Annotated in this window: 15 protein-coding genes (1 of these 15 only partly in view); 1 reads left to right on the top strand and 14 read right to left on the bottom strand. The window is 74.7% G+C overall.

Going from position 1 to position 26,115, the window contains the following annotated elements:
- The 11 genes from Ae717Ps2_RS21035 to eccD form a co-directional block, all read right to left on the bottom strand.
- A protein-coding gene (locus Ae717Ps2_RS21035) for a toxin glutamine deamidase domain-containing protein (RefSeq protein WP_075333804.1) crosses the window boundary here: on the bottom strand, positions 1-8,805 show its beginning. 20,988 nt of this gene lie to the left of the window's left edge; 8,805 of the gene's 29,793 nt are visible here — the first part of the coding sequence; it begins with the start codon at positions 8,803-8,805; its stop codon lies off the left edge, out of view.
- Between the two features lie 186 nt (positions 8,806-8,991).
- A complete protein-coding gene (locus Ae717Ps2_RS21040) occupies positions 8,992-9,315 on the bottom strand; it encodes a hypothetical protein (protein WP_139320109.1) in 324 nt (107 codons plus the stop codon).
- Positions 9,305-9,757, bottom strand: coding sequence for a hypothetical protein (locus tag Ae717Ps2_RS21045; protein WP_020625943.1), 453 nt, complete (start codon positions 9,755-9,757; stop codon positions 9,305-9,307). The genes Ae717Ps2_RS21040 and Ae717Ps2_RS21045 overlap by 11 nt, the downstream gene beginning before the upstream one ends.
- Before the next feature lie 38 nt (positions 9,758-9,795).
- Positions 9,796-11,406 carry a hypothetical protein gene (locus Ae717Ps2_RS21050; protein WP_075333806.1) on the bottom strand — a complete coding sequence of 537 codons (1,611 nt, stop codon included), beginning with the start codon at positions 11,404-11,406 and terminating at the stop codon, positions 9,796-9,798.
- Between the two features lie 910 nt (positions 11,407-12,316).
- Complete coding sequence (locus tag Ae717Ps2_RS21055; RefSeq protein ID WP_075333807.1) at positions 12,317-14,281, bottom strand: hypothetical protein; 1,965 nt, start codon at positions 14,279-14,281, stop codon at positions 12,317-12,319.
- Positions 14,274-14,597, bottom strand: coding sequence for a hypothetical protein (locus Ae717Ps2_RS21060; RefSeq protein ID WP_075310575.1), 324 nt, complete (start codon positions 14,595-14,597; stop codon positions 14,274-14,276). Before Ae717Ps2_RS21060 ends, Ae717Ps2_RS21055 begins: the two co-directional genes overlap by 8 nt.
- Before the next feature lie 51 nt (positions 14,598-14,648).
- The gene (locus Ae717Ps2_RS21065; protein WP_075310573.1) at positions 14,649-15,242 is read right to left on the bottom strand and encodes a hypothetical protein; all 594 of its coding nucleotides are present in this window, start codon (positions 15,240-15,242) and stop codon (positions 14,649-14,651) included.
- A 69-nt stretch (positions 15,243-15,311) separates the two neighbouring features.
- Complete coding sequence (locus Ae717Ps2_RS21070; protein ID WP_075333808.1) at positions 15,312-15,605, bottom strand: WXG100 family type VII secretion target; 294 nt, start codon at positions 15,603-15,605, stop codon at positions 15,312-15,314.
- A gap of 45 nt (positions 15,606-15,650) precedes the next feature.
- Entirely contained in the window at positions 15,651-15,956 is a 306-nt protein-coding gene (locus Ae717Ps2_RS21075) for a hypothetical protein (protein WP_075310569.1), read from the bottom strand.
- 179 nt (positions 15,957-16,135) lie between these two features.
- Positions 16,136-17,536: a type VII secretion protein EccB gene (gene eccB / locus Ae717Ps2_RS21080; RefSeq protein WP_075333809.1), complete on the bottom strand. Its 1,401-nt coding sequence runs from the start codon at positions 17,534-17,536 to the stop codon at positions 16,136-16,138.
- Positions 17,537-17,540: 4 nt separating this feature from the next.
- Complete coding sequence (eccD, locus tag Ae717Ps2_RS21085) at positions 17,541-18,941, bottom strand: type VII secretion integral membrane protein EccD (protein WP_075310565.1); 1,401 nt, start codon at positions 18,939-18,941, stop codon at positions 17,541-17,543.
- A gap of 137 nt (positions 18,942-19,078) precedes the next feature.
- Here eccD and eccCa point away from each other — a divergent pair, with 137 nt between their 5' ends.
- Complete coding sequence (gene eccCa, locus Ae717Ps2_RS21090) at positions 19,079-23,053, top strand: type VII secretion protein EccCa (protein WP_075333810.1); 3,975 nt, start codon at positions 19,079-19,081, stop codon at positions 23,051-23,053.
- 42 nt (positions 23,054-23,095) lie between these two features.
- On the opposite strand, the gene Ae717Ps2_RS21095 is transcribed toward eccCa, so the two are convergent.
- Genes Ae717Ps2_RS21095 through Ae717Ps2_RS21105 form a run of 3 tightly spaced genes read right to left on the bottom strand, consistent with a single transcriptional unit; the run spans position 23,096 to position 26,063 of the window.
- Entirely contained in the window at positions 23,096-23,764 is a 669-nt protein-coding gene (locus Ae717Ps2_RS21095; RefSeq protein WP_020624679.1) for a GntR family transcriptional regulator, read from the bottom strand.
- A 26-nt stretch (positions 23,765-23,790) separates the two neighbouring features.
- Positions 23,791-24,561, bottom strand: a complete 771-nt coding sequence (locus Ae717Ps2_RS21100) for an aspartate/glutamate racemase family protein (RefSeq protein WP_075333811.1) — start codon at positions 24,559-24,561, stop codon at positions 23,791-23,793.
- Positions 24,561-26,063: a dicarboxylate/amino acid:cation symporter gene (locus tag Ae717Ps2_RS21105; RefSeq protein WP_083702454.1), complete on the bottom strand. Its 1,503-nt coding sequence runs from the start codon at positions 26,061-26,063 to the stop codon at positions 24,561-24,563. The genes Ae717Ps2_RS21100 and Ae717Ps2_RS21105 overlap by 1 nt, the downstream gene beginning before the upstream one ends.
- Positions 26,064-26,115: the final 52 nt, after the last annotated feature.

Below are 26,115 nucleotides of genomic sequence, written 5' to 3' on the forward strand. Positions count from 1 at the left end.
GCCCCCGGCGGCGGCGGCCAGCGCGGCCTCGGCGGCGGTGCGGCGTTCCTTGACCCCGCCGATCCAGGTGAACGTGCTGTCGGCCAGCAGGGTCTGCGCGAAGTCCCGTTGCCGGGGGCCGACGGGACTGTCCATGGTGATCCGCGGGCGGCTCCGGATGCGCTGGGCCTCGGGCGGTGTGCCCGGCGTGAGCATCTCGTCGACCGGCACGTCCAGCGCGAAGGGCTCCCGGATCGGCGCGGCGTTGTCGGGCAGCGCCACCGGTGTCCTGGGGCTCACGTGCCGACCGGGTGCCCCGATGCCGGTGAGCCGCCCGAGCGCGTTGGTCTCGCTGAACCGCTCCGCGGTGATCGTGTAGACGTTCTGGCCGGTGACCCGGTGCGAGGGGCCGGCAGGACCGGCGACCGCGCGACGACCGGTGATGGTGCCGCCGGCACCGCTGTCGCTGTGGCCGAGGGCGGCCGAGGCCCGTCCTCCCAGGCCCGGGTAGGCCACGCCGGCCTCGAACCCCAGTCCGGCCCGCAGGCCCAGCGAGCCCTCGATCCCGGTTCCGGCGCCGCTGACGGACTCGGTGCGGTTGCCGGCGCTGGTCTTGACGCTGATCCCGGACAGCGGGCCCTCGTCGCCGACGTCGCGCATCTCGGCGCTGATCCTCAGGTGCAGGTACTCGGTGCGGCGGAAGCGGTCGCGCGCGAGCACGAGGTCGACGCCGCCGTCGTAGAGGGAGTCGGCGCTGCTTCCCAGCACTGTCTGGGTGGTGTTGTGGTCGAGCATCCGCCAGGTCTCACCGAGGTCGCGGACCGTCGAGCTGCTCGTCGACACACGGTGGCTGCCGTCGCCGTCGGCGAGGTCGGCGAACGGGCCGCCCACCGAGGCGATGATCTGGTCGATCCGCTCCCGCAGCCGGGTCGGTGCGTCGCCGAGGGAGTGCACGTGTGCCCGGCCGATGCCCAGGCCCGCGGCCAGGTAGGGCGGGAGGGTGTCGGTCCGGCGGTCGGTGTTGCGGGCGTCGCGGACGGCGTCGGTGACGGGCAGGCCGGCGTCGCGGGCGTTGTGCGGGGAGTCGGCGAGCACCAGCTCCACCGGTGTCCGGGCCGGTGGCGCGACGGCGCTGGTGGACCCCCACCGCACCCTGGTCTCGCGGACGAACTCGACGTCGTAGGCGCCCAGGGAGCTCTGGTCGACGTTGCGCCGGGAGGCTCCGATGTGGGTGGCCGCCCACCCACGGCTGCGCTGCCACCCCACCCCGAGGTACGGGCCCAGGTGCAGGAAGGCCAGCTTCGGGATGAACCGCCAGCCCCCGCGCAGCTCCCCGGACACGCCGAGCCGCGAGCTGCTGCTGCCTTCGACACCCCAGTCGATGCGCTGCTGCTTGGTGGTCTTGCCGTCGAGCTCGGCCAGCCACGACCCCTTCTTCGGCACCAGCCGGGACTCGACGTAGACCGGTGGTCCACCGGGGTTGCGCAGCTCGTCCGAGCGCACCCAGCCCGTGGTGAAGCGCTCGTAGTGGTGGGCCAGGTTGTTGTCGGAGAGGAAGTGCACCAGCCGGTTGCGGCCCGGCGAGTCGGGGCGCAGCAACCCGGGCGGGAGCTGGTCGGCCAATGCAGCGAGGACCGCGTCGGGGCCGGCCCCGCGGACGTCGAGGACGGCCGCGTTGGACAGCGCCGGGCCGGCGGCGGGACCGAGCTCGACGGCGGGGCGGGCGCCGGGGTTCGGTTTCGGTTCGTCGAACCACCCGGTGGCGGTGCCGTCCAGGGCACGCGGCCCGGGCCCGACGACGGCGCCGGACTCGTCGCGCACGGTGACCGTGAAGCGGACCGGGACGTCGGCGGCCGGGGTGTGCTTGGCGTCGTAGCCGACATCGTTGTTGACCGTCTTGCGGGTCCGGTGGCCGACGGTGTCGCCCCCGGACGCGGTGATCGCGGCGCCGCCGTACCCGGCGAGCGACCCACCGGAACCGGCGATCGGGACGGCCCGGCTGCTGTCGTCGTAGCGGCCCTCGACGAGGTTGTCGGTGCCGCGCCGGATCTGCTCGGTGCCGTCGGTCTTCGGCGCGGCGGGATCGGGCCCCTCGGCCCGCCGTCCGGGGACGTGGTCGATGGCGACGACGGCCTCGTAGCGGCGGCCGCCGATCTCGACGTCGAAGGGCAGCCCCTGGTGCAGCGCCGACGGCCGGTGGGTGAGCAGTGCGTCGAGCTGCGCGGACGTCGCCGTCCCCGACCGGCGTGCCGATGCACCCGGGACCATCGACGCGATGAGGTCCGCCACGGCCTGCCGCTGCTGTGGGCCCACCGACTGCACCCGCAGCATCGAGCGGGAGGCGGCGGCCGGGGCGGGCACGTCACGGCCGGTCCACGGCGACAGGACGTGGTCGTCGACCCGGAACCGGCCGGCGCCGAGGTCGGTGCGCAGGTCGGCCTCGGTGCCGCGGTCGGCCCGCGCCGTCAGGTCCACCGGGCGCCCGTCGAGGTGCTCCTGCAGGCGGCCGGTGAGGAACCCGTCCTCGCCGAGCCGGTCGGAGTTGAGCAGGGTCTGCAGCAACGCCGAGCCCGGAGGCGCGACGAACAGTCCGGTGCCGGGCCCCGCAAGGCCGTCGACATGGCCGGTGAGCAGCGGGAACAGCGGTTCCCCGTCGGTGACGCCGGCGGGCATGCGCGGCATCGTCGCCGGGAGCGGAGCGGGTGGGCCGTCGCCGGTGGCGCGCACGGCCGGGTCGGCCCAGATCCCACCCTCGGAGTGGATGACCGACAGCGCGACGTCCGTGCCGACACCGGTGAAGGACCCGGTGCGCACCCGGTGGTGGAGGATCCGGTCGGTGGCACGGGTGCCGGACGGGAGGTCGGTGGAGATGTCACGGACCGTGACCCCGAGCTCGGTCAGGCGGCGCCGGGCCATGTCCGAGAGGCCACCGGGACGACCGGGGGCGTCGGCCCACACATGTACTGCGGAGGGGTCGCCGGTCCTGGCGATCCACAGGTCCAGCGCGCGGCGGACGTCGGCGGTGAACCGGCCGCCCAGCAACGGGACGTGCACCCGGCGGGGCACGTCCTGCAGGTGACGGCCCTGCGGGTCGCCCATGACGGTGCGCGGCACCGGCGCGTCGACGTGCGCCTGCACGCCGCGGCTCGGCCGGGGCACGACACCGTCCGGTGCGTCGACCGCGGCGCGATGCACGATCCGCACCCCGGGGACATCGGCGAGCTGCCCGCGCAGGAACACGGCCGCGGCCAGTGCCCGCGCCCGGCCCGTCGCCAGCCGCTGGGCCACGTCGTTGCGGGGACGCCCGGCCCGGTCGGTGTCGGCCCGACCGACGAGGGACTCCGCACCGCCGCGGAGGCGGTCGGCGCGGTGGCCCATCCCGTCGCCGACCAGCTCCACCCGCGGCGGGGGCTCCCCGGCCTCGGCGGCCAGGCGGGCGCGTTCGCGGACCTCGCCGGCCAAGGTCGTGAGGTCACGGCGGGCATCGTCGCCGAGGCGGGTGACGTGGGAGTCGAAGGCGACGTCGTGCACCGAGTCGGTGCGGGTGACGTCGTCGGCGCGCTGCTCGATGACGGCGACGCGGCGCTGCTCGGCGGGCGCGTCCGGGGTGGGCGGGAGCGCGCTGCCGGCGGACACGATGCGGAAGTCCTCGCGGGTGAGACCACCGGGCCGGTCGGTGCGCAGCCGCTCGGCCAGGCGCTGCTCGACGACGTCGTGCACCGAGCGGGCCCGGTCACGGCCGGTGACCTCGGCGCCGGTGCGGTCGGCCCACGGCCGCACGACCTCACGTGACCCGTTGCCGTGCCCGGTGACCACCAGCGCGGGCGTCGGGCCCCCTGCCCTGCGGGCGGCGACGACGTCGGCGATCCACGCATCGGTGGCACGGTCGACCGCCGCGCGGTGGCTGTGGGCGATCCGGTGGGAGCCCTCGGCGAACGGGATGTGGACGGGCGCGGCGGCGAGGGCGGCGTCGCTCAGGGCGGCATCGCTCAGGTCACTGTCGCTCCGCCCGCTGTCGCTCCGCCCACTGTCGCTCCCGTCGCCGTCGCGGGCGCTGTCCCGTTCGACGTCACGGAGCCCGTCACGAAGCCCGTCACGGTCGCGCGGGGGCGCGAGGTCCTCGCCGGGATCGCGGCGTCCGAGCGTCTCGGGCCGGCGCGCCGCGTCCTGCTCGACGACGGCCCGCACCGTCCGCGACGGCTCCGGGACCGAGCCGTCCGGGGTGTCGACGGCGGCCCGGGTCGCGATGTGGACGCGGTCGGCCTGCGGGCCGAGCAGCTCGCGGAGCCGCTCGGCGACGTTGCCGGCCCGCTCCCGGCCGGCGACACGCCGTTGCTCCAGGAGCGCCTCGGGCCCGGGCGACGGCGGCCGGACCACCCACCGGCTGGGGGGACGGGGGTCGTCGGCGGGGTGGCTGACCAGGTCGCGGGCCCACTTCTCGGCACTGCCGAGCCGGGTCTTGGCCACCCGGCCGGACGACTCGATCAGTGCCCCGCCGTGGTGCGCCAGCCGCTGCGCCGGACGGCCGGTGCCGTCACCGATGATCTCCGCCCGGACCGAGCCGCCGCCGCGGAGGCGTTCGCGGATCTGTCCCGCGAGCGCGACGATGTCGGCGTCGGCCCCCGGATCGGGGCGGTGCTGGCCGGAGCCGAACGTCACCGTGCTCTCCGACCGGGTGCCGGCGACGTCGTCGGTGGTGTAGTCGATGATCGCGACCCGGTTCGTGTCGCGCAGCGCCCCGGACGTGAGCGGCGTCGCGTCCGCTCGTACCAGGACGCGGAACTCGGAGGGCTCCCGGCCGCCCAGGCCACCCTCCCTCGCGAGCTCGTCGAGCCGCTCCAGGACGACCGCCCGCACGGCCTCGGCGCGGGCCCGTCCGGTGGAGGTGCCGTCGACCGACCAGGGCATGCGGCGCATCGACCCGTTGCCGTGGCCGGTGATCGTCATGGCACGGGCCGGGCGGTCCGGGGGTGTGGTCAGGACGTCGCGGACGAACGCGTCGGTGGCGTCACGGATCGGGCCGCGGGCGTCCTCACCGACCGCGCTGCTGAACTCACGGAAGCCGACCGGCGTGACCGGCGCGCCGTGCTCCGGGCGTAGCGATGCGGACCGTCCCCCGTCGTCGCCGCTGCGTGGGGCGGGCGGACCGACGTCGGCGGGATGGGGGGCCGGCACCGGCAGGACGACCGCGGAGTCCTCCTCGTCGCGGGTGCGCGTGCGGCCGGCCGACGTCGCCGGGCGCGACTCGGTGCCGCGGGACTCCCCGTCCGGGGTACGGGAGGTGGTCGTGCGGTGCTCGCCGGACGAGGGATCTCCCGTCCGCGCCGTGGTGTCCGTGCCGGTGCGTACCGCGGCCGGCGGGGCGCCGTCGGTGCGGGTCGCGGTGGACGTCGTGGCCGGACCGGCCGTCGTGGCCGGGGTGGCCGAGGACGCTGCAGACACCGGTGCGGGCGGGGCCGGTGTCGCCCCGGACGGGACCGGGGTGGGGACCCGAGGGGGCGTGCTGCTCGTCGGGGGGACGCTGCTCGTCGCCGGCGGCGTGCTGCCGGCCGCGGCCGGCGTGCTGGTCGTCGGGGGTGTGCCGCTGGTCGGCGTGTGCGACACGGTCGCCGGCAGGACCGGGGACTCACCGCGCTCGACGAGCGGGGACACGTCGTCGGTGGCGAAGGGGGATCCCGAGGTCTCCCACGTGGCCCGGTCCCCGTCGACCGGGCCGACCGGGGACACCTCGTCCCGGGGGCCGTCCCCGGCACGGGACCCGTCGGCGGTGACGGGATCGCCGCCGCGGCCGCCACTCGTCGGTGTGGGGGCGGTGGACCCGCCCCCGACGGTGCGCCCGTCCCCGGCCGCGGTCTCGACCGACAGCCCCGGACGACCGGAACGGGAGGTGCCCGCCCCGGACCCGGTGCCGGTCGCAGTGGTGTCGGTGCGTCCCCCGCCGGACGACGACGCGGTGTCCCTCCCGCCACCGGACGACGTCGTGGCGTCCCGGCCGCCACCGGACGGCGCGACGGCGTCGCGGCCGCCGCCCGACGTCGTGGGCTGCGGCGTCACCGCCGTGACGGACGTCGGCGCGGACAGGACGGAGCCGTCCACCGCACGGCCCCCGCTGTCGTCGGCGCTCCGGGGCGGAGACGCCTCGGGGCCGCTCGGGGCCGCGGTGCCTCCGGAGTCCCCCCTCGTGGTCTGCGCACCAGGGACCGGCTCCCGGGACACACCACCGGGGGAGTCGGTCGTCGTGTCGCGGGTGGCCGGCGTGGGCTCGGTCGGGCGGGTCGTGTCGACGTCCCGGGCGATGCCGGGGGTGGGCGGACCGTCGCCGGTGGAGACCGCGCCCGGCGTGGCACCACCATCCGGCCGCACCGTTCCGACGGCGCCGGGCGTCTCGGCACCGCGGCCGGAACCCTCACCCTCGACGACGGCGTCCCGGGGGGAGGTGCTCTCCCCACGGCCCTCGCTGACCGACGCGGGGGTCGGGGTCTCCGCGGAACCTCCGACCGCCGTTTCAGGGGTCGTCCCGTGGGCGTTCGAGCTGCTCCCGGGCGGGGTGTTGCCCGCCGCCCCGCCGCCCGTGGAGCTCCCGTTCGCCGTGGTGGCGCCGGGCGTGGCGGAGCCCGCCGCGCTTCCGCCGGGCGTGGCAGAACCCGCCGCGCTCCCGCCGGACGCGGCAGAGCTCGCTGTGGTGCCGCCGGGCGTGGCGACACCCGCCACGATCCCGCCGGGCGTGGCGGAGCCCGCCACACTGCCGCCGGGGGTGGCGGAGCCCGCCACACTGCCGCCGGGGGTGGCGGAGCTCGCCACACTGCCGCCGGGCGTGGCGGAGCTCGCCGCATCTCCGCCGGAGGTACTGCCGAACTCCGCGTTGCCGCCGGGGGTGCTGCCGAGCTCCGTGGTGGAGCCGTGCGCACCGCCGAGCCCGGTGTCGCCGAGACCGGGCTCGGCGCCGAGCACGCCGCCACCGGCCGCGTCGCCTCCGGACGTCCCGCCGGCCGTCACGTCGGCCCGGGGAATCGCCCCGCCCGTCGTGTCGCTGCCGCGGGTGCCGTTCCCGGCTGCCGCGTCGGTACCCGTGTCGGGGCCACTCGTGGAGGCGCCGCCCGTCCGATCGCCACCCGTCGGGTTCCCGGCCGCTGCGCTGCCCGCAGCGGTGCCACCGGCCGAGTCGATCCCCGCGGCACCACGGCCCGCCGGATCGCCGCCGGCCGCGCTGCCCGTCGCGTTCCCGGCGGCATCGTTCCCGGCGGCGCTGTTCCCCGCGGCGCTGTTCCCCGCGGCGCTGTTCTCAGCCGCAGTGCTGCCCGCGGCGCTGCTCCCCGCCGCGCTGCTCCCGGCCGCACTGCTCCCGGCCGGGGACGACGCGTCGGGGTCGACCACGGACGACGCAGAGGACGGCGCAGGGGACGGCGGAGCGGACGAGAACACCGGTTCCGGTCGGGCACCCGCGGCCGAGCTCCACGGCTGGGAGGACGCCGCGGACGATCCGGTGACGGCCCCCGGGGACGAGGACTCCGGCACCGCGGAGAGGGGGGTCCCCACCGTCGGCGCCGACGGGATCACCAGCGGCGGACGGTCCCCCACCCCCTGCTCCGGGGACCGCGTCGACGGCGAGGAGTCCCCGTCGTCGCCGCGGGTCGTCGTCCCGTCGTCGGCGAGCTGGGGCCCGGTCGGCGGCCCCCCTCCGTCGAACGTCGTGGGGGTGGTGACGCCGGCTCCCGGGCCACCGGAGGCCATCCAGGGCGGCGGGGTCGCGGAGGGCCCCAGCCCCTCCTTCTTCATGTGGTCCAGCAGCGAGGTCGGGCTCAGTGCGGGGAACTTGCTCGCGGCGATCCCGAAGTCGCCACCGGGCCGGCTGCGCATTCCGCCGAGCGCGCCGATGGCGCCGAAGAACGGGTTGGAGTCCTCCCCGAACACCGCGTTGATGACCGCACCGGACGCAGGCGCCGTCATGATCTGTGCGCCGGCGTAGCCGAGGATGCCGAACGCGCGGACGTGGCGGGCGAGCTGCAGGGGCGGGGTTTCCGGCCGGCGCGCCCGGTTGAGGTTGCGCATCGCGCTGTTGCTCCAGCTGCGGACGCCGCCGGCCGCCGCGCGCGCGAGCCCGGCGCCGGCCCCGCCGATCGCACCACCGATCGCGCTGTGCCCGATGGAGTCGAGGTCGTAGCCCTCGCGGCCACCCGCGCTGTTCTGCCCGACCTGGATGAGACCGTCGAGGCCGGCCATGAGCCCGGCGCCGCCCGCCCCGTAGAGCGCCGCCCGCTTGGTCGCCTCGGCGAGCGCCTTCGAGATCCCCCGCAGCAACGTCTGGGCGGACGCCTTGTTCAACCCCAGCCGCGCGACCGCCTGGATCATCTGCTTGACCATCTGCCGCAGCAGCGCCCACAAAGTGACCCGGGCCGCGGCGAGGACGGCCGGGACGAAGATCGCCCCGAACAGCGACACGAGCAGTTCGATGACGGCCGCGAGGGTCATCGCGGCCATCACGACCAGCATGATCTTGCCCTTTTGGATGTCCGCGGCGGCGTTCTTCGTCGCCTTCCGGAACTCGTCGGCGCCGTTGGCCAGCTCGGTGAGGCTGGCGGCGTAGTCCTCGCCGATGAGCTTCGCGTTCGCGGCGCCGGTGTCACCGCGCAGGACGTCGTCGAGCGCGTCACCGGACCGCCGCGCATCGAGCGCGGCCCGCTCGAGCGCGGCCGCGAGGTCGGCCCATGCTGCGCTCAGCTCTCGGAGGTTGCCCTCGTTGCCCTCCGGCCACTCCATCCCGAGGGTGACCTTGAAGAACTTCTGGAGGGAGTCGGGCAGCTCGGTCGATCCGCCTTGTCCTGCCATCGCAGGGATCCCTCCTTCCTCGTTCCGGGTGGTGCGATGCCCCGGCGCTGCCGCCGGGCGGGGTCGGGTCGGGCCGCCTCCGGGCCGGCGGACGGGTCCGCTGCGGGCTCCTCGGCGCCGGTGGGCACTACGCGGGCGTCCACGCCCCACCCGCAGGTGCGGGCCCGCACGGGTCGGTGCGGGTGGTCATCTCGCGTCGGGCATCGGCGGGACGTGCGAGCCGTTGTCCTCGTCGAGCCGCGTCAGGTTCTCCGCCGAGATCTCGAGGTTGTCGGCGTAGAGGTCGAGCCCCTCGGTCGTCTCGCCGACGCCGGCGCGGGCCTCGGTCGAGTCCGGCGAGTACTTCTCCCCGAAGGCCTTGCCGATGTCGTCGCTGCCCCAGCAGCCCTCGTACTGCGCGCTGAGTGCGTTCAGACGCTCCAACGGGCCCGCCAGGTCGCTGCGGATGCGACGCACCCCGTCGGCGTTGCGCCGGACGCCGGGGAGGTCGACGTAGGTCTCATCGGCCACGACGCTCACCCCGGGTCGGGTCCTCGACGCCCATCTCGGCGAACATCGAACCCATCAGGGACTCGATCATCTCGGCGGGGTCGACCTTGCCGGTCGCGAGTCCGACCAGGTCCAGCCCGTCCGCGCCGCCGCCCTCCTGGACGATCGCCGCGGTGCGCTCCAGGGCCTGCAACCGCCCGGACTGCAGCGTCGCGACGATCAGGTGCGCGAGCTCGGTGGGTGCCAGCGAGCGGTACCGGGTGCCGTGGAAGCTGAGGTCGGTGAGGTCACCACGGCCGTCGAAGGTCATGGTGAACGACCGGTCCTTGGCGACGACCGTCGTCTGCTCCTCCTTCCACACCCGGCTGACCTCGCCGACCCGCGCACGTTCCTGCTCGAGCTGGTCGAAGGACTCGTCGAGCCGCCTGGCGTAGTAGGCCTCGTGGTCGGTGGCGTCGCTCATGGGTGTCTCCTCCTCGTGTGGTCGGGCGGGTGCGGGACTCAGGTTCGGCCCAGCACGCCCGGTACGCCGTCGTCGCGCCAGTTGCTGGGATCAGCGGTCAGCGAGGTCTCGCGGGTGCGGTCGTCGTTCTGGTTCATCCCGCCGGCCATCCCGGCACCCATCGGCATGAACGGGGCCCCCGTCGGCCCGGCGCCGGGCGTTCCCACGTCGGCGCCGGCCGGGCCGAGGGGGAGGCGACCGCCGCTGCGGGGGTCCGGGGTGGGGGTGGTGACCGGCAGCGTCGCGATGGCCGCCGTGTCGCCGGTGACCGGAAGGGTCGGCATCCGGGTCGCCGCTCCCCCGGACGACGCGGGAAGCGAGGACGACGGAGCCGGCGCCGACGGCACCGGGCCCAGGTCCGGACGGACCCGCTCCGGGGTCGTGGAGGAGGCGGACACCCCCGCGGTCCGCGGTGCCTCGAGCTGCGGCACCGCCACGGCATCGACCGTCTCCGCGCCGGTCGCGCGCTCCGACCCGCGACGGGTCGCGTCGGTCCGCTCCACCGCCGGGGACGGAGCCGTCCCGGCCGGGGTCCGGCCTTCGGTCCCGCCGCGTCCGAGCACCCCGCCGGTGGCCATCCCGACGACGCCGCCCGGCATCGCGGCGTCGCTCTGGGCGGACGAGCCCGGGACGACGGCCCCGAGCGACCGCACGGGCGCGACGGGCTCCTGCGTGGCCGGAGCCGTCCGGGTGCCGTCCGGCACGGTGACCGTCGCCGGCGTGACCGCCCGGCCGGTCTCGGTCGGGCGTCCCAGCACCCCCGACGGGGCCACGGTCGGGGCCCGCGCGGCGAGCACCGGAGCGGACTGCAGCGTGCCGCTGGGAACCGCCGCGGCCGGAGCGGCGGCCGGGGCACCGAGCGCCTGACCACCGAGTGCGAACGCCGCCGGAGCGAACGCCACCTCGCCCGGCGCCGCGGGCGTGCCCTCCGGTACCGCGCCGACGGTCGCCGGGGTCGGGGTCGCCTGAACCGAGGCCGCACGGACGCCGGCCGCCTCCGGGCCGGGTGCGGTCAGCCCCGGGATCCCGGCCGTGGGGGCCGGCGAGGTCTGCTGCATCGCGGTGACCACCGTCGGCTGTGGCGGTGCGGTGGCCGACGTCGGCGTCGCCGTGGTGCCGCCGGCGGGCACCGATCCCGGCACCGCCGCGATCGGCTGCTGTGTGCCGCCGGCGGCGCCGAGCACGGTCTCCACGCGGGCCAGCTCGGCCCGGGCCGCCGCGGCGAAGGTCTCCTCGACCTCGGCTGCCTGCGGGTGCCCGGCCCAGGCGGCGCGCTGTTCACGCAACGACTGCGCCGCGCTGCGGGCACGGGCGAGCTCGTCGGCCGCGCGGCGCAGCGCGGGCGACCAGCTCCGGACGGCGTCCAGTGACCGTTCCATCGCGGCCGCCTTCGCCGCGGACTCGGCGACGAACCCGTCGGCGGTCGCGCCGAGCATCACCTCCTGGACGCGGTGGGTCTCGCGGCGCAGGCCGTCGCGGGCCGTCTCCAGCTCGGCGACGACCGCGTCGACCGCGGCCGCCCGCCGATACAGCACGTCCGGGTCGGCCGCGAGCAGCTGGGCGACGACCGCGTCGAAACCGGCGTCCACCGGTGGGACGGGGGCGGTCACGGTCAGGTCCGTCCGATCACACCGGGCGCGAGGTGGTCGGTGTCCTCGTCCCAGATCCCGCCCTCGGCCTGCAGCCAGGTGTGCGGCTCGCGCTCGCGCTCCTGTCCCATGCCCTGCGGCGACATCCCGGCGCCACCCATGGGCATGCCACCCATCGGCATGCCGCCACCCATCGGACCGGCGGCACCGCCGTTGGCGGCGGGCAGGACCTGCCCGTTCGGGATCCCACCGGGTGGGGTGCTGAAGCCACGTTCGGACGCGACGTCGGTGTCGAACTGTGCGTGGCTCGGGTCGAGGGAACCCGGGCCGCCACCTGCACCACCGCCGAGACCACCCCCGGCACCACCGGCGCCGTCGCCCGAGCCGCCGCCCGCGCCACCGCCGGTACCGTCCTCGCCCATCAGCTCCGACGCCGACGGCAGATCCGGCGGCGTCACCGAGCTGCCACTGCCGGAGCCGCCTCCCGGGCCACTCCCGGCACCGTCGCCGGAACCGTCGCCCGCACCACCGCCGCTGCCGTCCTCGCCCATCAGCTCCGACGCCGACGGCAGATCCGGCGGCGTCACCGAGCTGCCACTGCCGGAGCCGCCGCCCTCGCTCGCCGTGCTGCCCCCGGCGTCGCCGCCGAGGCCGGTCTTGTCGGCCGCGTCCTGACCGAGCGCCTCGAACGCCTTGTCCATCGCGTCCGAGGTCCGGCCGTGCGGATCGTCGCCCAGGGCGTCGGTCGCCGTGTCCTTCAGCTCGTCCAGGACGGCCTGGCGGTGCGGGTCGCCGGTGGGGTTGCCCAGGTCGTCGATCGCCTTCTCGACGGCCGCCCGCCGCTCCTCCGGCGTGGCGTCCGCTCCCAGCTCGGCGAGTGCCTTGTTGGCCGCCCCGTGTGCCTGGTCGAGCAGGCCGCGGTCGCCGGGGTTCAGCGCCGTGTCGCCCTCGCGGCCCATGTCGTCGATGGCCTTGTTCGCGGCCTCCTTGGCCTGGTCGAGTGCCTCGTTGCGGGCCGGGTCGTCGGTACGCAGCTCGTCGATCGCCTTCTGGGCGGCCGACTTCGCGTCCTCCATCGCCTGGTCGCGCGTGGGATCGCTGCTCGCCCCGCCGGAACCGCTCCCCGTGTCGGAGCCGCTCCCCGTGTCAGAACCGCTCCCCGTGTCCGAGCCGCTCCCGTCGCCGGAGCCGCCCTCGGACACCGGATTCTGCAGATCGTCGATGGCCTCGTTCGCGGCCTTCTTCGCGTCCTCCAGGGCCTGGTCGCGCTTGGCTGCCTCCGCCCCGGACCCGCTGCCGCCGCCCGACGACGGTGACTTCGCCCCGCCGCCCGTCCCCGATCCGGGCGTGCCACCACCCGATCCCGGCAGGCCACCGCCCGATCCCGGCAGGCCACCGCCGGACGAACCGTCGCCGGGGCCACCGGCGCCGCCCGCCAGGTCGTCGATCGCACGGTTCGCGGCGTTCTTCGCGTCCTCGAGAGCCGAGTCCCGGGTCGGGTCGGAGCCCCCGCCGCGGAGGTCGTCGATCGCCTCTCCGGCTGCCTTCTTCGCCTGGTCGAGCGCGGCCTGACGCTGCGGGTCCGTGCCACCGCCGCCGGTCCCGCCGCCGGTCCCGCCCCCGGTGCCGTCCGCGGCGCCGCCGCCCGGCGACTCGGTGGACAGATCCGGGATCTCGGGGGCCGGGACGCCTCCGCCGGAGCCGCCCTTCTCCCCGGAGCCGGAACCGGGGCCCCCACCGGTACCACTGCCCGGCCCCCCCCGCCGGTGGCGCCACCACCGGCCAGATCGTCGATCGCCTTGCCGGCCGCGTTCTTGGCGTCGTTCAGGGCCTTGTCGCGGGCGGAGTCGCCGCCTCCGCTCCCACCGCCGGAGCCCGTGCCACCGCCCGTGCCCCCGCCGGTACCGGAGCCCTCACCAGAGCCAGAGCCAGAGCCGTCGCCGAGGTCGTCGCCCAAGCCACCGGTGCCCTCGCCGCCGGACTCCAGTTTCTCGACCCGCTCCTCCAGCTCGTCGACGCGTTCCTCCAGCTCCTCGACGGCCGGAGACTTCTCCCCGTCCGTGCCGCCGTCCTTGCCCTCGTCGTCCTCGTCCTTGTACTTGTCGTCGTGCCTGTCCCTTTCGACCTCATCGTCGTCCTTGTCCTTGTCCTTGTCGCCGTCCTTCTTGTCGTCGTCCTTGTCGAGCTTGGCGACGGCCGACTTCGACCCCTGCGCCTTCTCGCCACGCACGATGTCCAGCGAAGCCATGTCCTTGGCCGCCGTCGAGTAGTCGTCCGCCAGCCCGCCCAGCTGCTTCTGGAGCTCCTTGACGAGCTTGTCCTCGTACTCGTTCTCGATGCGGCGGACCACGTTCTTGTACGTCTGCACGACATCGGCGATCAGGGACGTGTCCCCCACCGCCGCGGCGAGCGTCACGGCCGAGATGGCCTTCGCCCGCACCTTGTCCTGGGCCGCGCGACGGTCCTTCCAACTCTGCTGGACCGTCTCCCACCACTTGTCGCGGAACGCGGCGATGTCGGTGCCGATGCCGCGGACGGTGTCGGCGTACTTCTTGTCCGCCAGGACCGCGGCGAAGGCCTTGCTCTCCTTCAGCACGCCGTTCGCGTAGTCCTGGAAGGCCGATCCGGCCTGCCCCTCCAGCGCCTCGTCGACCTGCTTGACCAGCTTCGCGACGTCGTCGTTGATCGACTGGAGACGCTCGGTGGCGGTCTGGAACTGGTCGCCGAACTTCTTCCACGCCGCCGGGGCGGGCGACTGACCCTCCTGGGGCGCGATGCCCTCGACCTGGAACTGCAACGTCGTCCAGGTCTTGAAGTCCGCGGCGTCGAACGCCGGCGGGGGTGCGGTGTCCTGTCCGGCGAGACCGAACGCGTCCGGGTCGTCGGCGTCAGGCATCGACGACCTCGTCACCGGGCAGGTCGGTCACCCGCGTACCGGAGACGACGTCGGTCTCGACCAGGTTGCGGGCGGTGTCGGCGAGGGCGCCGCCGAACTCCCCGAGCTCGGTGCGGAGAGCGGTGACGTGGTCGAGCAGCTCCCGGGTGCGCGCATCGGTCACCGCGTCGAGCTGCTGCGCCGCCGCGAACGGCCCCGAGGGCGACCAGTCCGCGCCGAGCCGGTCCCGGGAGGCCGAGCTCGGGGGCAGCAGAGCACCGACCGCGTCGGCAGATGCGGTGACGGCGCCGACGTCGACGCGTGTCTGATCGACCATGGTCCTGGGTGTCCTCTCGGGAATGCGGTGACAGCGCGGCGGAGACCGGGATCAGGAGCCGGGTTTGTCCTTCTTGTACTCGTCCAGGAACTCCTCATCAGTGGTGTCCTGGTCGGTGTCCTCGGTCTGGCTCGGGGCGTTGAGCACCTCGTCCTTCGGGACGCTGCCCACGCCCTCCTCGCCCTTGGGCACACCGGTGATGATCTGGCCCTGGGTGTCGTCGTAGCCGTCGCCGTCGGAGGTGTTGCTCGCCTCCGACTCGTCGCCGGTGGTGAAGTTGTGCTGCTCGTGCTCGATCTCGTTGGCGCGGTCGACGATCTGCTTGTCCGCGTCGGCGCGAAGCTGGTCGATGCGCTTGCCGACCGCGGCGGCGCTGTCGGAGTCGACCTCCGTGAGCAGCTTCGACACGTCCTTCAGCGAGGGCTCCATCGCGTCCAGGATCGTCTTCAGCCGCTTCGCGTGGTCGATCACGGCGTTGCGCCGGTCGTCGACCCGCCGCTCGACGTACTGGGCCACGGAGAACTTGCCCGCGTCCGGCCAGTGCGGGTCGAGATCGGTGAACGCCTTCATGTCGTCCATCAGCTTGCCGAGCTTGCCCGCGGCATCCTCGATGGCCGTCCGGTCGACCTTCGTGTCCTCAGCCATCTCTGCTCCGTTCCTCGCAGCGGAGACCGGCCGGTGTCACCCCGGTCCGGGGTGACACCGGCCGAGTCGTCAGAACCTGCCCGCGCCCGCACGGTCCTGGAGCTGCACGTCCTCGGCGCCCTGCTGGACCATCCGGTGGAGCTCGTTCAGGTGCTCGATCTTGGCCTGCAGCTGCCGCGAGAGCTCCACGGCCTTGCCGTCGTAGGCGGAGGCCGACTGACCGGTGTAGTCGTCCGGGGCCCCGACGAGCTGGTTCACCTCGCGCTTGAGCGACTCGGTCTCCTCCAGCATCGCCCCAGCGGTCCGCTTCATCTCGGACACCGCCTCGCTGATGTTCTCGTACTCGTACTTGATGTGGTCCACGACGGATCTCCTTCGACGGTGACGACGAACGGTGACGTGCTCAGATCAGTTGGTGCCCTGCGGAATGCCCTGGGCGCCGGCCTCGTCCTGAGCGATGTTCTCGCGGGCGGTCTCCCGCATACCGGTGGCGAGATGCTGCAGCTCCTGCTGGTTGCGCTGGGCGAAGGTCACCAGGTCGTCCCACGCCTGGTTCGTCGCCACACCGAGCGCGCTGTTCTTGGTACCTAGCAGACCCTCAACGGTGCCGGCCGAGCGACTGACGAGACTCATGAGCGTCGAGCCGGTCTGCTCGTGCCGGGCCGCGACCTGCTCGATGACTGCCGCATTGGCCTTCGTGTTCTGCTGGGCCATTTCCGTCCTCCGGATTCCCGGCCCACCGCATCGGGGCGTGGGCGATGGTCCTTACACATGTCGATGGTCGGACGTTCTCCGATGCTGCAGATGCTGGTGGCCCCGCGTGAACACTCCGTTATCACCACCCCGGACGGGTGGATATCAGGGGATATCCCCCGCGGGTCGCTCGCGCAGGGTCATCGCCCTGCCCGGGACTGCGGTGACCTGGTCTGCAGCGCCGGTTCCCGGTCGAGCACCGGACCGGTGGGGAGCAGCTCCAGCAGCTGCTCGGGCACCGCGACCGCGCTGCTGCCCTGCATGCCCAGCGCGGACAGGGCGTCGTCGTCGGCGACCGGGAACCGCACCCCGATGTCGGTGACGAGGAACGCCGCTCCGGGCGCGGCCCCGGGCGCGGACGCCACCCGCGCGAGCACTCCGGACGCGGCGGGGATCCCGATCCGGTCGGCCTGCACCCCCGGCGTGTGCGTCCCGGCCGGGACGGTGGCCGCCGCGACCGCGGTGGCCGGCAGGGTCCCGATCCGCACCGGGGCGGCTGCGTCGGCGACGTCGACCCGGACACAGGGGACGTCCTCCTGGTGGGTCACCACCAACCGGGGCGGCACCGGGGGCAGGTCATGACCGAGCTCCACACCGGCCGCCCGTGGCACCGTCGCGATGTCCGCGGGGCCCACCCGGACCGTGCTCCCGCCGCTCGACATCGCCAGTGCGGCCATCGTCCGGGTGAGCGGGACGACGCCGTCGGCGCGCACCAGGTAGAGATCGTCCGAGGCGAGCGCGGGGTTGCTGACCTGGTACACCTGCCCGACCCGGCTGGGCCGCCCGGCGATGGTGGGCCCCGGGGCGCCGGGGGTGCTCACCGCCGGCGCGACGAGGTCCGGACCGGCCGGCACCGCCGACAGCCAGCCGGGTTGCACCGGTGCCGGGGCGACGTCGTCGTAGCCCAGCGCGGCGGCCACACGGGGTCCACCGATCCGGTGCCGACGGCCCTGCCAGACCAGGCTCTCCTGGCCGTCGGGGGTGGCGACGAGCAGTCCCTCGTCGTCCGCCGGCTCGGGACCGGCGGGGGCGCCGAGCAGCAGCGACAGGGTGGGCGGCCCGACGCTGCCCGCGGTGGGCGGGCTCGCACACACCGTCCAGGGGGCCCGGTTCAGCGAGGTGGCGCTGGGGAGGGAGTCCGGCGCGTCCGGGATGCCGATCGGTGCCCCCACCGGGGTGCCGGCCAGCGACGCGGCCGACACCGACGTCGGCGCCGCGGCCGAGCCGCTCGCCAGCCGGGCCGAGGCGAGGTTGAGCACCGGGTGCAGCGTCCCGTTCAGGTACACGAACCGGGCCCCGGAGGTCTTCTCGGTGACGAGCGCGCCCGCCGTGCGCCACGAGGTGTTCCCACCCGGCTGGAACAACCCGTACACGCCGAACCCCGCGCAGAGGACCGCCGCGATCAGCACGCCGATGGCGAGCCCGGTGCTGAGCCGGCGCCCCGGCGGACGGACGACGTCCGGCCGGCCGTGGGTGACCGCGGAGGTCATCCGCCCGACGACGTAGAAGTAGGCCTGGACCTGGTCCCGACGCGACTGCACCTGCTCAGCCCGCCAGTCCGCGCATCCAGGCGAACACGCCCAGCACCTGCAACAGCAGCGGCAGCACCGCGACCGCCGTGAGCGACTCGACGATCTCGACGGCCCGTCCCCAGTACGGCCGCAGCCGCTGGCCGGGCAGCCGCTCGGCCGCCACGGCGAGCATCGCGCCCGCCGCGAGCACCGGCAGCCACAGCCCCAGCACCCGGGCGGTCGGCGACAGCACCGGGGCGACCCCGACCGCGCACGCCACGAGCGCGGTGAGCACCGGCGCGAGCGCCGCCCACCGGGCCACCACCGAGTCCAGGTGCCGGGCACGCAGCGCCATCAGCGCCGCCACGACGAGCACGAACACCACCGCCCAGACGGTGCCCTCGACGAGCACCACGGGCAGCAGCACGAGCTGTGCCGCCCCGAGCCCGACGTGCAGGGCCGCGGTGTACCCGACCGTCGCCGTCCCCCGCTCCACGACGAGCGCGTAGGGCACCGGCTCGACGTCGTCGGAGAGCTGCTCGGGCTCCCCCGGCAGCAGCGGGAGCTGCAGGCCGGACAGCCGGAAGGCCATGGAGGGAACGAAGACCCCGGCCACCAGCGACAGCACCACCGCGATCGCCGCGGCCCTCGGCGCCGACACCCCGCCCAGCGCTCCGGCCAGGCCGGCGGCGGCCGTGACCAGGCCCGCCGTCGCGGCCCCGACGAACAGCAGCGCGCCGTCGGCGACCAGCGCGGTCCCGACGGCGAGTGCCATCAGGCCCAGGGCCGCGGCGCAGGCGACCACCGTCATCACCGGGGCGGCCGGCTCGATGAGCCGGATCAGCAGCGCACCACCGGTGGTGGCGTAGCAGACGGCGACACCGGCCAGCCCGGCCGCGGGCACCGTCCCGGCGCCGCTGCGCGCGACCAGCCCCGCCGCTCCCAGAAGGACCACCGCCGTGGCCCCGGCCAGCGCGAGCGCCAGCGCCGGCACGGTGACCTGGAGGACCAGCGGGACACCGGTCAGCAGCGCGAGCGCCGCCAGGAGTCGCAGCATGGCCCGGGTCCGGCCGTCGGTCCACGACCAGGGATGGTTGCGGACCTGCTCCCCCACACCGTCCACGACGTCGTCGTAGTCGATCGGGGCCAGCCCGTCGGCCCGTGGCCGGACGTGCACCACCTCGCCGTCGCGCAGGCCCAGCTCGCCGGTCGTGCGTTCCTCGTCGAACGGCGGGTCGCCCAGCCGTTGCAGCACCCAGCCCTCGTGCTCGGCACCCTGCTCGATCACGTCCCCGCCGAAGTGCGGCAGCACCGCCGGCAGCAGGTCGGCGAGCGGCACCTCGGCCGGCACGGTGATGTCCGCGGACTTCTCACCGAGGACGAAACGTAGCCGGGCCGAGCTGCGTGTGCGATGCTGGATCTGCTCTTGCGTCACGGTTCCTCGGGTCCTCTCCTGCCAGGGTGTCGACCACCGCGAACCGCCCGGAACGCTAGGTCCGCCCCCGCGTACGCACGCGGCGCCGCGGCCCCGCCCGGGCTTTCCAGGGGAGATCACCCACGAAGGGGAAGCGCGTGAGCACCGAACTGTTCGCCCGCCGGGCGCGCCGTCAGAAGCCCCCGGTGCCCGACGAGACCGTCGAGATCCAGGAGCCGCCCGCGGTCCCCGAGGAGACGGGCGGCGGCATGAGCTCGGCACTCATGTACGCGCCGATGGGCCTCGGATCGCTGGCCATGGTCATGATGTTCGTCCGGCCCGGCGGCGGACCGCTGATCTACGTCGGCGGCGGTCTGATGGTGCTCTCCGCCATGGGCATGATGCTGGTCGGGCTGCTGCGCAACTCCGTCAACCACAAGCAGAAGCTGCACGGGCTGCGCCGCGACTACGTCCGCTATCTCACCCAGCTGCGCGGTCGTGTCCGCCGCTCGCTGGCCGCCCAGCAGACGGCCGCGAAGTGGCTGCACCCGGATCCGCGCTCGCTCTGGTCGATCGCCCTGGGCTACCGGTTGTGGGAACGCCGTCCCTCGCACGACGACTTCGGCGAGATCCGGATCGGGCTGGGGACCCGGCGGTCGTCGCTGGCGCTCACGCCGCCGGAGACCAAGCCCGTGGAGGACCTGGAACCGCTGTCGGCACATGCGCTCCGCCGCTTCCTGCGCGCCTACTCGACCGTCCCCAACGCCCCGATCGCGGTCTACGTCCGCGGGTTCGCCCAGATCCAGATGAGCGGCGACGACGAGGCGGTCCTCGGGCTGGCCCGCGCCATGCTGGCCCAGCTGGTCACCGCGCACGGCCCCGCCGACCTGCGGGTCGCGGTGGCCTGCAGCGACGAGAACCGGCACCGCTGGGACTGGTGCAAGTGGCTGCCGCACGGCCAGGACCCCGACTCCCCCGACGCCGCAGGCGCGCGGCGGATCGTGACCGACAGCCTGGCCGAGGCGGAGGACCTGCTCGGTGGCCCGGCGTTCGCCGGACGCCCGCGGTTCGAGGCGGGCTCCCCGGTCACCGCGACCGAGCCGCTGGTCGTGCTGGTCCTCGACGGGGTCGGCGTGCACCCGGAGCACCGCTGTGTGCTGGAGGGCTACCGCAACACGGTGATCCTGGACGTCGGCGGGTCGCTGCCGTGGACCCAGCGGGCCGACGCGCTGTTCCTGGAGGTCGACCCGGACGAGGTCCGCACCGTGGTCTTCGACCGGCTGGGCCGCCCGCGACCGCGACCGCTCTGCCGCCCGGACAGGCTGGGGCCGGCCGCGGCCGCGGCGCTGGCACGCACCGTGGCCCGCTTCCGGATCGGGACCGCGACCGGGACGGCCGAGGAGCCGCTGGCCGCGGACTACGACCTAGCCGCGCTGCTCGGGCTCGGCGACGTACGGACCTTCGACCCGGTCCGCTACCGCAGCGGCCGGGCCGGCGCCCAGCGACGGCTGCGGGTGCCGATCGGCATCTCCGCCGCCGGTGCGCCGCTCGAGCTGGACCTCAAGGAGTCCGCCGAGGACGGCATGGGCCCGCACGGCATGTGCATCGGCGCGACCGGGTCGGGCAAGTCCGAGCTGCTGCGGACGCTGGTGCTCGCGCTGGCGACGACGCACACCTCCGAGGACCTCAACTTCGTGCTCGTCGACTTCAAGGGTGGTGCCGCGTTCCTCGGGTTCGACTCGCTGCCCCACACCTCCGCGGTCATCACGAACCTGGAGGACGAGCTGGAGCTCGTCGACCGGATGCAGGACGCGCTGACCGGTGAGCTGAACCGACGCCAGGAGCACCTGCGCCGGTTCGAGCACGCCTCGCGTCGGGACTACGAGGCCGCCCGCGCCGCCGGGGCGCCGCTGGAACCGATGCCCGCCCTGCTCGTCGTCGTCGACGAGTTCAGCGAGATGCTGGCCTCCAAGCCGGAGTTCGTCGACGTGTTCGCCATGATCGGCCGGTTGGGCCGCAGCCTCGGGGTGCACCTGCTGCTCGCCAGCCAGCGCCTCGACGAGGGCAGGATCTCCAAGGTCGAGACCCACCTGTCCTACCGGATCGGGCTGCGCACCTTCTCCGCCGGGGACAGCCGCAGCATCATCGGCGTCCCGGACGCCTACGAGCTGCCCTCCGCCCCGGGCAACGGCTACCTCCGTCCGGACACCCAGACCCTGCTGCGGTTCAAGGGCGCCTACTCCTCGGCCACCTACCGCCCGGCCCGGCGGCGCCGGCGCCGCGACGACGTCGAGCAGCAGGTGGTGGCGTTCGGGACCGAGTACCTCCCGCCACCCGTCCTCCCGGAGGCCGAGGAGCCGGAGCCCGAGGAGCCGACCGAGACCCGCACGATGATCGACGTGCTGCTGGGGCGGCTGACCGGGATCGGGCCGCGGGCCCACCAGGTGTGGCTGCCGCCGCTCGTCGTCCCGGCCGCGCTGGACCAGCTGCTCCCCCCGTTGGTCGACGACCCGGAGCTGGGGCTGCGTGCCGTCGGCGCCCTGGACTCGGGCACCCTGCGCGCCCCGGTCGGGCTGATCGACCTGCCGGCCCAGCAGCGACGCGAGCTGCTGACCGCCGACCTGTCCGGGGCCGGCGGCAACGTCGGCGTCGTCGGCGGGCCGCAGACCGGCAAGTCCACCCTGCTGCGCACGGTCATCGCGTCGCTGGCGCTGACCCACTCCGCCGCGCAGGTGCAGTTCTACTGCCTCGACTTCGGCGGCACGCTGTCGTCGCTGTCCGGGCTGCCGCACGTGGGCTCGGTGGCGAACCGGCTCGACCGGGACCGGGTGACCCGCACGGTGCTGGAGGTGACCAACCTGCTGGCGAGGCGGGAGGCCCTGTTCGCCGAACACAACATCGACTCCATGGCGACCTACCGGCGCGCCCGCCGCGACGGCCGCTTCCTCGACGTCGACCCCTACGGCGACGTGATGCTCGTCGTCGACGGCTGGTACACGGTCCGGCAGGACTACGAGGAGCTGGAGGAACGGTTCCAGGAGCTGGCCGCGCGCGGACTCGGCTTCGGCATCCACCTGATCATCGCCTCCAACCGCTGGGCGGAGATGCGCCCCTGGCTGCGCGACGTCCTCGGCACCCGCTTCGAGCTGCGGCTCGGTGACCCGGTGGACTCGGAGGTGGGGAGCCGGGTGGCGGCGACCGTGCCGGAGGGGCGACCCGGCCGCGGTCTCACCCGGGACAAGCTGCACTTCCTGGCCGCGCTGCCGCGCATCGACGGTTCCGGCGCCACCGACGACCTGTCCGAGGCGACCGTCGAGCTCACCGAGGCCCTGACCACGCCACGGGCACCGGTCGCCCCTCCGGTACGGCTGCTGCCCGGGCGGCTCTCGCCCGCGGACCTGCCCGCGCCGACGGCGGCGAGCGCGACCGCGGAGATGCGGATGGCGCTGGGTGTCGAGGAGACCCGGCTCGGTGTGCAGTGGTGGGATCTCGACGCCAGCCCGCACCTGCTGGTGTACGGCGACACCGAGACCGGCAAGACGGGTCTGCTGCGCCACGTCGCGCGCAGCGTCGCCGCCCACCACACCCCCGACGAGGTCCGGATCGTGTTCGGCGACGTGCGCCGCGAGCTCTACGACGCGGTCGGCCAGGAGTACCAGCAGGACTACTCCGTCGGCGTCGACGCACTGACGACGGCACTGCGGACGGTCGGGGAGACGCTGCGCGCCCGGGTTCCCGGACCGGACATCACCCCGGACCGGCTGCCGCGCCGGGACTGGTGGACCGGCCCGCGCTACTACGTGCTCGTCGACGACTTCGAGCTGATGGAGGGCGGGATGGGCGCCGGCGCGCTCGAACCGCTGGTGCCGCTGCTCGCCCAGGGCGCCGACATCGGCCTGCACCTGGTGATCGCCCGCAGCACCGGTGGCGCCTCGCGGTCGATGATGAACGCCGGGATCCGGCGGATGTGGGAGCTCGGCACCCCCGCGCTGCTGCTGTCCTGCCCGCGCGAGGAGGGTCGCTTCCTCGGGACGGTGCGGCCGCGCACGCTGCCGCCAGGGCGCGGCCAGTTCGTCGACCGCAGGCGGTCGGTGCGCCTGGTGCAGACACCCCGCACCGACGACGGCGGGTGACCGGCGCGGTGCCGGCGCGGCGGGTACCGCGCCGGCACCGGGTCAGCCGAGCTGGTTGGTCGCGAACAGCTCCGTGATGTGCCCGCCGAGCCGCTCCCAGTGCTGCCCCGACGAGGCCGCGGCGGCCGCGCCGTCGCCGGTGGCGCAGAGGTCCACGAACGCGTCGTGGTGCTCGATCGTGTTGCGACCGCCCAGCAGCGTGGAGAACTTGCGGTAGAGGATCCGGTGGATCTGCGGGTGCAGCTGCTCGACGATCCGGGTCAGCGTCGGGTTGTCGGCGACGCGCAGCGGCACGCCGTGGAAGCGGTCGTCGGCCTCCAGGGCGGCGTCGGTGTCGTCGGAGACCACCGCACGCTCGAAGTCGCGGTTGGCCGCGCGCATCTCCTCCAGGTCGGCCGCGGTCATCCGGGGCACCGCGGTGCCGACGGCGAGGGTGTCCAGCGCCCGCAGCACCGCCAGCGCGCGCTCGGCATCGGTCCGGTCCAGCGGGGTGATCCGGGTGTAGACACCGGGCTTGGCCTCGACCAGCCCGGTGTCCGCCAACCGGTTGAGCGCCTCCCGCACCGGGGTCCGGCTCAGGCCGAACCGCTCCGCGAGCTCGGTGTCACGGACCTTCTCCCCCGGCAGCAGCTCGAACCGGACGATGGCGTCGCGCAGACGCGCGAACACCTCGTCACTGAGCAGGCGGCGCGGGACGGGAGCGATCTGCATGCAGCACACGATATATCAACGACACGTTAAATCGGTGCGGTCAACGCGACCATCGCCCGGGCCAGGATCCGTGCCGGGTCCAGCAGCGGCACCGTGACATCGGTCGTGGCCAGGCACAACGGGATCTCCGTGCACCCGGCCACGACCGCCTCCGCACCGGCCCGGGCGAGCCGGTCGGCGACCGCGGCCAGGACCGCGGTCTCGGTCGCACCGCGACGACCGGCCTTGATCGACAGGATCGCTGTCATCACGGCCTGCTGGTCGCGGGCGTCGGGCACGATCACCTCGACCCCCCTGCGGTGCAACCAGTCCTGGTAGAGCCCGGTGCCGACGGTCCCGTCGGTCGCGAGCAGGCCCGCGCACCGGACCGGCGGCGCCGCGCCGGCGAGGTGTCGGGCGACCTCGTCGATCATGTGCACGACCGGGACGTCGACGTAGCGCAGCAGCTCCGGAACGAACGCGTGGGCGGTGTTGCAGGGGATGGCGATGTGCGTCGCCCCGGCCTCCTGCAGCTTCTCCGCGCCCGCGCGCAGCCAGGGCAGGGGGTCCGGCCCGCGCCCCTGCAGGCTCTCGGTGCGGTCGGGCACCGTCGGGTCGGACCAGATGACGACCCGGCGGTGCTCCTGGTCCCGGACCGCGGGGGTCGCGTCCACGAGCTTGGCGTAGAAGTCCGCGGTGGCCGCGGGGCCCATGCCGCCCAGGATCCCGATCACCGGGGCATCCGGTGCGACGGGCCCGGTCGGGACCCGCGCCGCGACCGGCCCGGTCGCGTGCGGGGTGCGTTCCGGCGCGATCATCAGCCCTGCGATCCCTGCGTGGCGTCGACCCTCTCGTCCGGGGCGGGCGCCCCGGTACGGTCCGCGGTGACCGGCGCGGTGCGCACCGGACGCCCGTCCCCGGCACCCGCGGCCGCCTCGGTCCCGGCACCGCCGGCGTGGTCGGCGGGGTCGGCAGCAGCAGCGGCGTCGGCGGCAGCGGCCGCGTCGAGGTCGGCGGGCAGCGGCTCACCGCGCCGCCGGGCCCCCCGGATCTCCGACCGGTCGATGACCGCCGCCGCCAGCGAGTTGCCGACGACGTTCACCCCGGTACGGGCCATGTCGACGATGAAGTCGACGCCGAGCAGGAGCGCCACGCCCTCGGGCGGCAGCCCGATCGTCGTGCTCGCGGCGAGCAGCACGACCACCGACGCCGAGGCGACCCCGGCCATGCCCTTGGACAGCACGACGAGCACCCCGACCATCAGCAGCAGGCTGCCCCAGGAGGTGTCGAGACCGAAGGCGTTGGCGATGAACACGAGGGCGACGGCCTGGTAGAGCACCGAGTCGTCGGTGTTGAAGGAGTAGCCCAGGGGGACCACGAACGACGAGGTCGAGCGGCTCACGCCGAACTGCTCGAGACGACCCAGCAGCGGGGCCAGGACCGCCTCCGAGCTGCGGGTGACGAACGCCAGCCCGGCCAGGTCGCCGATCGAGCGCAGCATCGCGACGTAGCGCACGCCGTAGATCGCCGCGATGATCGGGAAGATCACGCCGAGGACGAGGATCAGCCCCAGGTAGACCACTCCGACGAAGCCGAGCAGGCTCACCAGGTTGCCGAAGCCGTAGTGCGCGACGTCGTAGGCGATGAACCCGAGCACGCCCAGCGGGGCGAACGCGATGACGTAGCCGACGACCTTGAACATGGCGCCGGCGAAGGAGTCGAGGACGTCGTTGACCGGGCGGGCCTTCTCCCCGAGCGCGGCCAGGGCGATGCCCACCAGCGTCGCGAACACGATGACGCCGAGCAGGTTGCCCTCCGCGAACGCCTGGAACACGTTCTTCGGGATCGCGTGCAGCAGCAGCTCGTGGAAGTCCACGCCCTGCTGAAGGTCGCCCACCGCGGCCGCGTCGCCACCCGAGGTCGGGGCGCCGACGCCGAGGTCGAACGCCTTCGCCAGGCCGACGGCCAGCAGCAGGATGACCGTGGTGACGATCTCGAAGTAGAGGATCGACTTGCCGGCGATGCGGCCGACCTTCTTGACCGACTCCATCCGGGAGATGCCCAGCACGATCAGCGGGAACACCAGGGGGACGACGACCATCTGGACCGCGTTCAGGAACGCGTCACCGAGGATCTTCAGACCCTCGCCGACCGCGGGGAACGCCCAGCCGACCGCCGCACCGAGGGCGACCGCGATCAGCGACTGGACACCGATCGGGTAGCGCCAGAAACGCCAGTGCACGCGTGCGGCCACGGAGCCGCGGCCGGCTCGTGGCGGCGGTGGCTCCTGGGGCGTCGACGGCGTCGGGGACACGGCCATTGTGACTCCTAGCTGCTGCTCGCGTGCAATATATTGCACTCTGGGCTTTGCA

This window comes from Pseudonocardia sp. Ae717_Ps2, from assembly GCF_001932475.1.
Classification (GTDB): Bacteria; Actinomycetota; Actinomycetes; order Mycobacteriales; family Pseudonocardiaceae; genus Pseudonocardia.